The following is an 11,935-nucleotide window of genomic DNA, read 5'->3' on the forward strand; positions in this document are numbered from 1 at the left end:
CGCATCACCCGCGCCCAGATCCGGCGGGCCGCGCGGAACTTGGCGACCTCCTCCAGGATCGTCGTACGGGCCACGAAGAAGAAGGAGAGGCGGGGCGCGAAGTCGTCGACGTCCATGCCGGCCGCGACCGCCGTGCGCACGTACTCGATGCCGTCCGCGAGGGTGAAGGCGATCTCCTGCGCGGGCGAGGCACCGGCCTCGGCCATGTGGTAGCCGGAGATCGAGATGGTGTTCCACTTCGGGATCTCGGCCTTGCAGTACTTGAAGATGTCCGCGATCAGCCGCAGGGAGGGCTTGGGCGGGAAGATGTACGTCCCGCGCGCGATGTACTCCTTCAGCACGTCGTTCTGGATCGTGCCGGTGAGCTGGTCGGCGCCGACGCCCTGCTCCTCGGCGACGAGTTGGTAGAGCAGGAGCAGCAGGGAGGCGGGGGCGTTGATGGTCATCGACGTCGAGACCTTGTCCAGCGGGATCCCGCCGAACAGCACCCGCATGTCGTCGATCGAGTCGATCGCCACGCCGACCTTGCCGACCTCACCGCTCGCGATCGGCGCGTCCGAGTCGTGGCCCATCTGGGTCGGCAGGTCGAAGGCGACCGACAGGCCCATCGTGCCGTTGGCGATCAGCTGCTTGTAGCGGGCGTTGGACTCCGTCGCCGTGCCGAAACCGGCGTACTGGCGCATCGTCCACGGCCGGCCGGTGTACATGGACGGGTACACGCCCCGGGTGAAGGGGTACTTCCCGGGCTCGCCCAGCTTCTCGGCCGGGTCCCAGCCCGCCTGGGCGTCGGGCCCGTAGACCGGTTCGATGGGCAGTCCGGACTCAGACTCGCGCGCCATGGTGTGTTGCCTCCCGCTGAGCACATGTTCGAACCGCTCGAACTACCCGTCAGATACTCGCCAGTACAGACCGACCCTTCGACGGACTGTATCGGCGCACGCGCCACCCGGTGCAGGGGCGCACGCTGGGACCTTGCTCACAACCTCGATGCGGTCCCGGTCACAACGATGCCGCGCCGTTCACGGCGCGTCATCCGCGGGGAACCTCTCAGGGGACGTCCGTGCGGGACGGTGAGACGGCGGGGGGCCGTGATGCGTATGACGAGCATGGGGAACATGAGGAGGGCGGTCGCCGTCGCCCTGGGGGCCGCGCTCGCGGCGGGCGGCTGCACCGTGCAGGGCACGAGCGCCGACGGCGCGGGGCGCGCGCCGGTGCACATAGACGTCACCGGAGCCCCGCCGAAGGAGCCGAGTAGGCCCAGCAAGCCCAAGAGCACGCCGGCCGGCGACCGGCCGGCGACTGCGCCGGCCGCCCGTGCCGAACCCCCGGTGCTGTGGCGGCCGGGCGACACCGGCCGGGACGTCCGTGAACTCCAGGCCCGGCTGCGCCAGGTCGAGTGGCTCGTCGACGGGCCGACCGGGACGTACGACGACCTGACCGAGCACGCGGTGAGCGGCTTCCAGGGCAAGCGCGGCCTGCCCAGGACGGGCCGGACCGACACCGTCACCTGGCAGCGGCTGCTGGGGATGACGCGGGAACCGGGCAAGTGGGAGCTGTACCTGATGGGCGGGCAGCCGGCCGCCGCGCCCGATCCGCGCTGCCTGACCGGCCGGGTGCTGTGCGTCAGCAAGTCGAGCCGGACGCTGCGCTGGATGATCGACGGACGGACCGTGTCGACGATGCCGGTGCGCTTCGGCTCGCAGTACACGCCGACCCGGGAGGGCGTGTTCCAGGTCTACTGGAAGTCCCGCCACCACGTCTCGACGCTCTACGACTCGGCCATGCCGTACGCGATGTTCTTCAGCGGCGGCCAGGCCGTGCACTACTCGGACGACTTCGCCGTGCGCGGTTACGCGGGTGCCTCGCACGGCTGCGTCAACGTACGGGACGAGGCGGCGATCGCGGATCTGTACGCGCAGGTGAGGAACGGCGACAAGGTCGTCGTGTACCGGTGAGGCGGTGGGACTCCGCCGGGGGCGGTGGATGGGGCGCGGGCGGGACCGGGGGAACGTGTCCCGCCCGCGCCGAGGTGCACGAGCCGTAGGTACGGGGGGAACCCCGGCTCGGTGCGAAAGCCGATGACCAGTCGGCTCACTCATTACTGCGCCACGGCGGCCGAAAGTGTCACACCCCGGGTGAGGAAATTCCTGCCACCCCGGGAAAGTGCAGGTCAGGGGGGTGGTCACCGACGGTGGGCGACGTGTGCGGCGGATACGCCGGCCGCTGCTGCGGCAGGGGCGCGAAGGCCGAGGGGGCGTGCGGGCCGAGGTGCTGCCCGGCGGGCGGGGCTATGTGGTGGCCGTCGTCGTCATCACCCTTGTCGCCCTCGTCACCGCCGCCCTTCTTTCCGCCTTCACCGCCTTCACCGCCTTCACCGCCTTCACCACCCTTACCGCCCTTACCCTCCTCGCCGCCTTTGCCGTTCTTGTCGTTCTTTTCGTTCTTGTCGCCGGAGCCCCTCCTGGTCTCCCGGTCCCCGGGCCCCTCCGCGGACTCGTCGGAGTCCCTGCCGCCTTCCCTGGCACCGCTGCGGTCCTGGGCGGCGCTGTCAGTCCCGGCGAGGAGGTTCCCGCAGTACTTCGCGACCCGCGACGAACCTCCGGCCGCCTCCTTCAGGGCGCGCCGTCGGGCGCCGTCGAGTCCCTTGCCGGCGCGTACGTCGCGGCAGGACGCGGCGAGGCCGGTCCGCGCGCCGCCGGATGCCCGGCCGTCGGCGTCGGTGTCCTCGGCCGTACCACCGCCGTCCGTGCCGTCCCCCGCGCTGCCCCGGTCCGGCGCGCCGGGCGTGGGGCTGCCCGGCGCCGACCCGCCCTGCACGCCGTCCAGCGGCGAGGGCGAGGCGAGCGGCCGGTCGGGGGACGCGGCGGCCGAGACGGTGGCGGCGGGGTCCGGCCGGGTGCCGTCGAACGGCGTCGGCAGGACTCCGGTTCCCGCGGCCACCGCCGCCCCGCCGATCATGCCGACGGTCAGCGCGGCGGCCAGCCCGAGGCGCAGTGGACGGTGCCGGCGGGGGCGCCGGGTACCGTCGCCGCGCGGGCCGATACGGACCAGTCCGGCATCGGAGGGCGGCGTCGCGGTGCCGTGCCCGAGGGCGGCCGACGCCCCCTCCGGCGCGTCGGCCCGGTCGGCGCGCACCTTGCGGAAGGCGGCCAGCGCGGCGGCCTCGCCGGGGAGTTCCTCGCTGGTCGGCACGGGCGGGGCGGTGAGCGCGCCCAGGGCCTCGGCGAGCCGTCGGGCCCGGTCGCGGGCCGCGGGGTCGACAGCCTCCAGTGACTCTCCGCGCAGCAAGAGTTCCGCCGTTTCGCGGTCCAGCCACCTGTCCTGCTCGTCGGCCATCACATGTCCTTCTGCGTCCGCGCACGCGTATGCGTCACACTCGCGGACGTCACCGCACGGCCGCGCGGTTCTCGCTGGGGCGGCAGGGCGTCGAGCCCGCCGCCCGATTCCGGATCGCCGCCGAGCAGTTCGGCCAGGCGCTTCAGGCCGCGGTGCGCCGCCGTGCGGACGGCGCCGGGCCGTTTGCCCAGCGTCTCGGCGGCGCTCTTGGCGTCCAGGCCCACCACCACGCGCAGGACGACGGCCTCGGCCTGGTCCTGGGGCAGGCGGGCGATGAGGGAGAGGGTGCTGTCGGTGGCCAGGGCCTCCATGGCCTCGCCCGCGGTGTCCGACTCGGCGGGCTTGCCGGTCAGCTCCGTCTCGTCGCCGCCGATCGCGGGGCGGCGACCGCGCATGCGGATGTGGTCCAGGGCGCGGTTGCGGGCGATACGGGCGGCCCAGCCGCGGAACCGGTCGGCGTCGCCGTCGAACCGTTCCAGGTCACGGGCGATCTGCAGCCAGGCCTCGGACGCCACGTCCTCCGCGTCCGGATCGCCGACCAGTGTCCGCACGTACCCCAGCAGTCGTGGATGCACGGCGCGGTACACAGTCCGGAACGCGGTCTCGTCCCCGCCCTGGGCCGCACGTACCGCGGCGGTCAGCTCCGCGTCGTCCCCCAGCACCGAACGCGCCTCTCCTTGCGCCTGAGCCGGCGCCGCTCTCGCGGGCCGGGTACTCGCCGTCGTGGTTTCTCAATCGATGGTTGCGGTGGCCTACCGCTCACGTGATGCGGGAGGGAAGGCCCCCGCTGGTCGGCGCGAATGGCACGTTACGTCTTGAAACCGCCGCTCGTCCATGTCCCCATCCCATTGCCGTACAAGCTGCAACTAAGCCGTGACGCGGTGGGGTGTGACAGAAAACGCAGTCCCGGCGCTGTAGGGAGTACGGGCCGCCGCGCGGCCCGTGCCGCGCGACGGCCGGGGCCTCTCCTGTGGGGGGTGGCGGCCCCGGCCGTTGCCTTGGCCGCCGCGATCGCCCCTGGTGCGAGGCTACTTGTCCTTGCCGGGAGCCCGGTCCGCCGGCTCCGCCCGTTCCGCGCTCCCGCCCTCGCCGCTGCCGTTGCCGCCGCTGTTGGCGTTGCCGTTCGGGTTGCCGTTCGACCGTTCCTGCGGGGCCGGGTCGGCCGCCCTGCTCGGCTTGTTACCGTCGGTCGCGGCGCTCGGTCGGGCCTGCCGGGGCTGCTGCTCGGCGCAGTGGGCCGCGACGTGCTCCTCGCCGCCCGCCGCCGCGACCAGCCGCTGCCAGGCCGTGGCGTCCAGGGCCTGACCCCGGCCCTCCAGCCGTTCGTAGGCACGGCAGTGGGCCTCGGTCTCCCGGGCGGTGGCCGGACGGTCCGGCCGTGCCGAGGCGCCGGGAGGCTTGGTGGTGGCGGGGCTGGGGGCGGGGACCGGGCGGACCGCGGGGCCGTCCGTGGCGAGGGACGGGCGAGTGCGTTCCGGCCGGGCGGTGTCCGTGGCGGAACCGGCCCCGCCGATCGCCGCGTAGGCGACGCCGCCCAGGGTGAGGCTCGCCAGCAGCACGGAGAACGCGGTCTTCAGCGTCCGTCCCGCGCGCCGCCGCTCAAGGGGCCGCCAGTCGTCCCGCCGGCGGGTGCGCGCGGCCCGGCCCGGCTCCGCGTCCAGGGCGGCCCGGAACGCGGCCACGGCCCGCCGCTCGCCCTCCGCGTCGACGTGCTCCCCCCGCAGCGCCGCGGCGAGCAGCCCCTCCACCCCGGGGGTCTCGTGGCGGGCGGGCCGGGGGCCGACGCGGTGGCCGTTGTCGTCGCCTTCGCCGTGCCGCGCACCCATGTCCGCCTCCGTTCCCGCTCGGTCCGCCGTGGCGCCGCCGTCGGTGCCCGTCATGTCGACTCCCCCAGCGTCCTGGGCGCGTCTTCCGTCACACCGTCGACGCCCAGTTGCCGTGCCAGCCGCTTCAGCCCCCGATACGTCGACGTGCGCACCGCGCCCGGCCGCTTGCCGAGGACACGCGCGGCGGACGGTCCGTCGAGGCCGACGACGACCCGCAGCAGCACGGCCTCGGCCTGGTCGCGCGGCAGTCCCGAGACCAGGGCCAGGGCCGCCTCGGTGGACAGCGTCTCCAGGGCCTGGTCGTGCGTGGAGTGCGGGCCGGGCAGGTCCAGGACGTCCTGTTCCAGCGCCGTCGGTCTGGGCCGTACCTTCTGGCGGCGCAGGTGGTCCAGCCCCCGGTGCCGGGCGATCGTCGCCGTCCAGCCCCGGAAGCCGGCCCCGTCGCCCTTGAAGCGCCGCAGATCGCGCGCTATCTCCAGCCACGCGTCCGCCGCGACGTCCTCGGCGTCGTCCCCGACGAGTCCGCGCAGGTAGCCCAGCAGGCCGGGCTGCACCAGCCGGTAGGCGACCGCGAAGGCGGCCTCGTCACCTTCCTGGGCCCGCGCGACGGCCGCGCCCAGTTCCCCGTCGTACGCCTGTACGCGGCGGGCTTCCCCTCGCTGGCCCAAGAACCGTCCTCGTCCGTACCGAGTTCTCCGCGCGCTCGACCGAGCCCGCCCCCACGGTCATCAGCGTCGGCGCGCACGGAAGTGTCACAGGGATCGGACCGGACGCCCCTCACCGCACGGCGGGCCGCACGCGCCGGGCCCGGCCGTGCAGCGTCAGGTAGAAGGTGTGCAGCGACTCTTCGGGGCCGCCGCCCGCCAGGCGGTTGTGCACCCTGCCCAGCGGGTTCCAGACGCGCCCGTCCGGCATCCGTACGCCGACCGGCTGCCCGAAGTACGCCCGCTGGTCCGGGTCGAAGTCCGTCCACACCGCGCCCGCCCGGCGCACGAGCACCTCACCGACGTAGGCACCCAGGCCGAGCAGCGTGCCGCGCGCCCGCTCGTGGTCGGCGCCTCCCTTGCGCAGCCCGTCGACCAGGAAGTCGACGATGCGCAGGCTGGCCGGGGAGTAGTCCAGCGGCAGCCGGCCGCCGACCGCGACACGGCCGACGAACGCCGTCGCGCAGGCCCGCATCTCGCGGGCACGCGGCATGCCGCCGCCCACCTCGCCCCGCTGCTCCACCCGGACCACCCCACCCCTTCGCTCGGCGACGGGAGGCCGGCACCCACGGCCCGGCTCCCCCGCTGATCCAGCGGGCCGGGTGCCCCGGGCGTCACACGTCCGCGGCCGGAGAACCGTTTCTGTACGGTTGCCGGCCGGTCCCTCACCCGACCGTCGCCGCGTCCCGGCACAGCAGCCGGAGCGATCCGTCGCCGGCGAAGCAACGGCGGGCCTCGTCGATCGGGTCCCACAGCCGGCCGTCGGGCGTGCGGACCCAGTGGTCGCCGCCGCTCGCCCACCATTCGCCACCGGTCTGACGCACGATCACCTCACCGGCGTAGGCGCCGAGTCCGCGCAGTGCGCTCTCCACCGCGGCGTACGGTGCTCCCTCGCACCGGATGCCGTCGATCATGCGATCGACGCGCCACAGGCTCTGCGCCGAGTAGTCCAGGCGCAGCCGGGCGCCCTCGCGCATCGTGGCCACCGCGTCCGCCGCCCACCGCACCGGTTTCGCGGCGGCCGACGGCCGGTTTTCCTGCTGGGTCGTCAATCCGCTGGTCACAGTCGTCACAACCGCTAGAGCGCCGCCGGACGGAGTTTCGTCACACGCGTACCCCGGCCGTTCCGCAACCGGCGCAGGACCGCCCCACCTCCACCACGTCCGCCGCACCGCCGCCGCGTGTTCCCCGCAGGACGGTCACAGGCGGGCCCGGTGGCACGCCCTGTGGTCAGCCCCGTCCGCGCGCCCGGCGGGACACCACCGCACGCAGCACCCGGCGCCCCTCCGTGGAGACCTCCAGGGCCCGGCGCAGCCCGGCCGGGCCGTGGCCGGCGAGCACTTCGAGGACGGTGACCTGGCGGCGCAGTTCGGCGACGACGAGGGGTGACAGCCCCTCCGTGCGGTCCTGAGCGCGGTCCTCCCCGCGGACGTCGGTCTCGGTGGCGGTGTCCGTCGCGGGGTCGAGGAGCCGGTGGATGCGGAGCGAGGCGACGGAGCAGGCGTCGGCCCACGCCCGGACCGCGGCGCCGGAGCACTCGGCCGGCGCCGCGGCCAGCATCCGGCGGGCCAGGAGCACGGCCTCGTCCTCGCCGTCGGCGTCGGGACCGGCGAGCTTGTCGCGCACCCGCGCCAGCCCCCGCGCCCAGTCGGGCCCGTCGCCGGCGTCGCCGGCGAGGGTCGCCCACAGGGGTCTGAGGACCTCGTCGCCGCCGTCCAGCAGGGGAACGCAGCGATCCAAACAAGCCAGTCCGCTCCCGGCGAGTCCGCGTGCGTCGGCCCGCGCGATCAGTTCCACCAGGCTCATCCGGTGCCTCCCTGTTCCTACCGCCTCGGCCCGCTCACCACCACGGAGCCCGCACTTCCCCTTACTGCGTGCGACGGCCCGGGAGTGTCACAGCGGCACCACGCCGAGCCGGTCGAGGAACCGGAAGAAGAGGTTTTCAGCCACCGGACCGGCCTCGGCGACACCGTCGGGACCGGAGCCGGCCTCGGCGACGGCTTCGGGATCGGACCCGGCGTCGGTACCGGGCCAGGGGCCGGCGCCGTCGCCGAGGCCGGGGTCGGCCGACAGCACCTCCGCCAACTCCCCGGCGCTCGCCGTGCGCCCGGCCTCCGCGGCCCAGGCCACGGCACGCTCGGCGGCGTCGCGGGGCTCCAGGAAGTAGTCCTCCAGGGTGAGCCCCTCCTTCTCCGCGCCGAGGTACCCGGCCATCGCGGACCGCGCCAGGCACGTCGTCCACGCCCCGCTCTCGGGCGCCGCCGCCTCCACGACCACGCAGTCGCTGTCCATGACGTACCCGAACAGCGCGGGCGCGCCGGTCTGCCCGGCCAGGTCGTTCATGTTCCCGACGTCCCCGTCACCGCCCGGGAACTCCCACACCTGCCAGCCGTCCGGCGTGGACAGGCGCAGGGTCATGTCCGCGGCGCCCGGCAGCGCGTCCAGCTCCGCGAGCGGCCGCTCGGCGCGGCCCACGACGAAATACCCCCAGTAGCCCATGTCCCGGTCCCCCCGGCGTGTCGGTTCGGCTCGCCAAAAGACCACCACAGCCGTACGGGAGTTCGCAGCCGTATCGGACAATCCGCTCGGTGCCCGGGGGGCGTGCGGGATCAGTCGAGCCGGTTCGCCAGCGACCTGAAGTCGGCCCAGGACAGCTCGGGCTTGTCCGGGTCCCACAGCTTCTGGACCGTCGCCGCCAGCGGGAGCCGGATGCCCTCGGCGACCTGCGCCTGCGTCTGGGCGCTGGGGATGTCGCCCCAGACCGCGAAGCTGCCGCCGAGTATCTGGTCGTCGTACTTGGCGTCGACCGGCGACGTGCCCCGGATCACGCGCGGGGTCCACTGCTCGTAGATGCGCTCGCCGGTCGGGTAGACGAAGGTCTGCGGCTCGCCGAGCACGTAGTAGAGGAACTCGTCGTTGTAGTTGAGGACCTGGCGGCCCTCGCTCAGGTACTCGGTCGGCTGACGGGCGCCGATCTCCTTGCCGGTCCAGTAGGCGACCTTGATCTCCTTCAGGGGCTCGACGGACGTGTCCTCGAAGAAGCCGTCGTTCCAGGCGCGCGGCGTGCGGTCGTGCGCCATGACCGTCTTGGCGCGGCCGTTGAGCCAGCCGGTGGTGAGGTCGGCGACGGTGGCGCCGGAGCCGTAGGCCTCGCGGGCCGCGGCGGCCAGGTCCGGGTAGGACGCCTCGGGGTCGGACACCACGAGCGCCTGGTACTCGTCGGCGCCCAGGTGGAACTGCGATCCGGGGAAGAGGTCCGCGTACTCGTTCAGCAGGTCGTCGACGATCTCGGCGGCCTCCGGCTTGGAGATGTCGATCGCGCCGCGCGTCGGCGTGCCCTGCGCGTTGCGCAGCTGGAGGTCGGGGTGGGCGGCGATCACGGCGCCCAGGTGTCCGGGCGAGTCGATCTCGGGGACGACGGTGATGTGCCGGGACGCGGCGAGGTCGATGATCTCCTTGACCTCGGCCTTGGTCAGGTGGTCGTCGGAGACGATCTCGGGGTGCGAGTCGGACTCGATGCGGAAGGCCTGGTCGTCGGAGAAGTGCAGGCCCAGCTCGTTGAACTTCAGGTCGCCCAGCTCGCGTATCCGGTCCTTGATCCAGTCGGCGTCGTAGTGCTTGCGCGCGATGTCGAGGCTGAAGCCGCGCCGCGGTTTGGCCGGCTCGTCCTTCACGACGCCCTCCGGCGCGGTGCCGCCGCCGTCCACCGCCTGCTTCAGGGTGCGGGTGCCGTAGTAGACGCCGGCCTCGGCCGGCCCGGTGACGGTGACGCGGCCGTCGCGCACGGTCATGGTGTACGACTCGGAGTCCGCGCCCTTGTCCTCCTTGACGTCCAGCAGCACGTCCCCGGCGCGCTCGTCGTCCTTCTCCCCCGCGTACGTCAGCCCCAGCTCGCCGGCTATCAGGCGCCCCTCGTCGGCGAGCCCGGCGTCGGCGACGACGACGCGGTGGGCCTTCTCCGGCTGCCAGCCGGGGCCGCGGGCCGCGGTGTGTTCGCGTACGGCGGGTATGGTGCGCGGCTCCTTCGACAGCGCGTAGGAGCGGCTGGGGCTGGGCGCGGCCGCCTCCGGAGAGGTCCGCGCGGCCGAGCCCGCGGGCCCGCCGTCACCCTCACCGTCGGTGACCCACAGGCCGACTCCCACGCCGAGCGCGGCGACCACCGCACCGGCGATCACGGCCCGCTGCCTCACCTGGTTCGCCGGCGTCCGGCGTCCGTGCTGGCTCACGGCGCCAACCTACGGTCGTGAGCTCCACCCTGCGTCCACCACATGTTCTGAAACTCTCCCGTTCGGGTGAAATTCGGGCACTGGACGGACACGCGATGCCGTCACTCGATAACGTGACGCCACATCTTTTGCACAATCCCCTGCCGACACACACGTGACGCCCACGAGGACCCACGTTGCCTGCGCACCGTCTCCCAGACCTCCCCGCCCGAGTGGCCATACCGGTACCGGCGCAAACCACCCGCGCCACACCGGTAACGGCCTCCGCTCTGGCGCGCTTCAACGCCGCGTCCGCCGATGAGGCCCTCCGCACGCTCCTGACCTGCCTGAACAGCCACCACTGGGCCCACCGCCTCGCCTCCCACCGCCCCTATCCGGACCTGCCGTCCCTGCTGGCCGCGGCGGACGAGGCGGCGTACGACCTCTCCCCGGACGACCTGACGGCGGCCCTGGCGACGGAGGTGCTGCCTCCCCTGCCGGAGGACACGTACGCGGCGGCCCACACGGCCCTGAGCGCGGCGACCGCGGCCTACGAGCGCCGTTTCGGACACGCGTTCGTCCTCTGCCTGAACGGCCTCCCCGCGAACGAGGCCCTGGACCACGCCCTCGCGGACATCCGGTCACGATTGGCAAACGATCCTGACGAGGAACGCGCAGTCGCGGCGGAGGAACTCCGGCGCCTGGCAAGGAACAGGTTGACCGACGTCCTCCAGGGGCGCGGGGAACTGCGCGACCAGCCACCGACGGCCCGCACCCGGCAAACCACCCAAACCCCCACCCCCTAGGCCGCCCCGCGCCCACCCCACTGCTCCTTTGAGTGCAACTTTGATCACACAACCAGGCCCCCCGTAAGCGCCGCAGGCAACCGTCGCTACGATGCTGGGGGCCGGTGGACCGTACCCGGCCGGGCCCGACCGACAAGGAAAGCCGGCGCGGCCCCAATCCCCGCTCCCGGAGGAAACTTCCGTGCCGGCTGGAACGCTGTACCGCGGCCGGGAAGGAATGTGGTCCTGGGTGGCTCACCGAGTCACCGGCGTCCTCATCTTCTTCTTCCTGTTCGTCCACGTGCTGGACACCGCTCTCGTCCGTGTGTCCCCCGAGGCCTACGACACCGTCGTGGCCACGTACAAGTCCCCGATCGTCGCGCTGCTGGAGTACGGCCTCGTGGCCGCCATCCTGTTCCACGCGCTCAACGGCCTGCGCGTCATCGCGGTCGACTTCTGGATCAAGGGCGCCCGCTACCAGAAGCAGATGCTCTGGACCGTCGTCGGTCTGTGGGTCGTGCTGATGATCGGGGCGATCTACCCCGTCCTCGGCCACGCCGCTCGTGAAGTGTTCGGGAGCTGACGCAGATGTCCACCACTGAAACCACCGCCTCCGGTATCGGCCCCGTCGAGGGCGCGGGCGCCTCCGCCTACACCGTGGACAACCCGGCGCCGCTGATCGAGCCGCCCCGCAAGCGGACCAAGAAGTCCCCGAAGTCCACGCGCGGCAACTTCGAGATGGCCGCCTGGCTCTTCATGCGCCTGTCCGGCGTGGTGCTGGTCGTCCTGGTCATCGGGCACCTGCTCATCCAGCTGGTGCTGGACGGCGGCGTCTCGAAGATCGGCTTCGCCTTCGTGGCCGGCCGCTGGGCCTCGCCGTTCTGGCAGGTCTGGGACCTGCTGATGCTGTGGCTGGCGATGCTGCACGGCGCGAACGGCCTGCGCACGGTCATCAACGACTACGCGGAGCGCCCTAACACCCGGCTGTGGCTCAAGGGCCTGCTCTACACCGCCACGGTGTTCACCATCCTGCTGGGCACGCTGGTGATCTTCACCTTCGACCCGAACATCCGCTAGGC

At 73.2% G+C, this 11,935-nt stretch carries 14 protein-coding genes; 4 read left to right on the forward strand and 10 right to left on the reverse strand.

Translation table 11 applies throughout. The features are described from left to right. On the reverse strand, window positions 1–839 hold an 839-nt coding region (locus ACFW48_RS09500), incomplete at its 3' end, for a methylmalonyl-CoA mutase family protein (protein ID WP_386312115.1). A gap of 252 nt (window positions 840–1,091) precedes the next feature. On the opposite strand from ACFW48_RS09500, the gene ACFW48_RS09505 reads away from it, so the two are divergent. After that, a complete protein-coding gene (locus ACFW48_RS09505) occupies window positions 1,092–1,955 on the forward strand; it encodes a L,D-transpeptidase family protein (protein WP_386312118.1) in 864 nt (287 codons plus the stop codon). 169 nt (window positions 1,956–2,124) lie between these two features. On the opposite strand, the gene ACFW48_RS09510 is transcribed toward ACFW48_RS09505, so the two are convergent. The 9 genes from ACFW48_RS09510 to ACFW48_RS09550 all read right to left on the reverse strand — a co-directional run bounded on the left by ACFW48_RS09510 (window position 2,125) and on the right by ACFW48_RS09550 (window position 10,092). After that, entirely contained in the window at window positions 2,125–3,336 is a 1,212-nt protein-coding gene (locus ACFW48_RS09510; protein WP_386312119.1) for a hypothetical protein, read from the reverse strand. Then, window positions 3,336–3,998: an RNA polymerase sigma factor gene (locus ACFW48_RS09515; protein WP_310875771.1), complete on the reverse strand. Its 663-nt coding sequence runs from the start codon at window positions 3,996–3,998 to the stop codon at window positions 3,336–3,338. The genes ACFW48_RS09510 and ACFW48_RS09515 overlap by 1 nt, the downstream gene beginning before the upstream one ends. Window positions 3,999–4,364: 366 nt before the next feature. Continuing rightward, window positions 4,365–5,216, reverse strand: coding sequence for a hypothetical protein (locus tag ACFW48_RS09520; protein ID WP_386312122.1), 852 nt, complete (start codon window positions 5,214–5,216; stop codon window positions 4,365–4,367). After that, complete coding sequence (locus ACFW48_RS09525; protein ID WP_386312125.1) at window positions 5,213–5,830, reverse strand: RNA polymerase sigma factor; 618 nt, start codon at window positions 5,828–5,830, stop codon at window positions 5,213–5,215. Before ACFW48_RS09525 ends, ACFW48_RS09520 begins: the two co-directional genes overlap by 4 nt. Window positions 5,831–5,939: 109 nt before the next feature. Then, window positions 5,940–6,341, reverse strand: coding sequence for a hypothetical protein (locus ACFW48_RS09530; RefSeq protein ID WP_386313036.1), 402 nt, complete (start codon window positions 6,339–6,341; stop codon window positions 5,940–5,942). 190 nt (window positions 6,342–6,531) lie between these two features. After that, window positions 6,532–6,918, reverse strand: coding sequence for a hypothetical protein (locus tag ACFW48_RS09535; protein WP_386313038.1), 387 nt, complete (start codon window positions 6,916–6,918; stop codon window positions 6,532–6,534). 178 nt (window positions 6,919–7,096) lie between these two features. Then, a complete protein-coding gene (locus ACFW48_RS09540) occupies window positions 7,097–7,672 on the reverse strand; it encodes a hypothetical protein (RefSeq protein WP_386312128.1) in 576 nt (191 codons plus the stop codon). An 87-nt stretch (window positions 7,673–7,759) separates the two neighbouring features. Continuing rightward, window positions 7,760–8,365, reverse strand: coding sequence for a hypothetical protein (locus tag ACFW48_RS09545; RefSeq protein ID WP_386312130.1), 606 nt, complete (start codon window positions 8,363–8,365; stop codon window positions 7,760–7,762). Window positions 8,366–8,475: 110 nt separating this feature from the next. Further along, the gene (locus ACFW48_RS09550) at window positions 8,476–10,092 is read right to left on the reverse strand and encodes a glycoside hydrolase family 20 protein (RefSeq protein WP_386312133.1); all 1,617 of its coding nucleotides are present in this window, start codon (window positions 10,090–10,092) and stop codon (window positions 8,476–8,478) included. Between the two features lie 212 nt (window positions 10,093–10,304). On the opposite strand from ACFW48_RS09550, the gene ACFW48_RS09555 reads away from it, so the two are divergent. The 3 genes from ACFW48_RS09555 (at window position 10,305) to ACFW48_RS09565 (ending at window position 11,933) form a co-directional block, all read left to right on the forward strand. Then, the gene (locus ACFW48_RS09555) at window positions 10,305–10,877 is read left to right on the forward strand and encodes a 2-oxo-4-hydroxy-4-carboxy-5-ureidoimidazoline decarboxylase (RefSeq protein ID WP_386312136.1); all 573 of its coding nucleotides are present in this window, start codon (window positions 10,305–10,307) and stop codon (window positions 10,875–10,877) included. 181 nt (window positions 10,878–11,058) lie between these two features. After that, the gene (sdhC, locus tag ACFW48_RS09560; RefSeq protein ID WP_121748812.1) at window positions 11,059–11,439 is read left to right on the forward strand and encodes a succinate dehydrogenase, cytochrome b556 subunit; all 381 of its coding nucleotides are present in this window, start codon (window positions 11,059–11,061) and stop codon (window positions 11,437–11,439) included. A gap of 5 nt (window positions 11,440–11,444) precedes the next feature. Beyond that, window positions 11,445–11,933, forward strand: coding sequence for a succinate dehydrogenase hydrophobic membrane anchor subunit (locus tag ACFW48_RS09565; protein WP_121748811.1), 489 nt, complete (start codon window positions 11,445–11,447; stop codon window positions 11,931–11,933). The last annotated feature ends 2 nt before the right edge of the window (window positions 11,934–11,935 follow it).

It is taken from the genome of Streptomyces sp. NPDC058812 (assembly GCF_042744565.1).
Classification (GTDB): Bacteria; Actinomycetota; Actinomycetes; order Streptomycetales; family Streptomycetaceae; genus Streptomyces; species Streptomyces thinghirensis.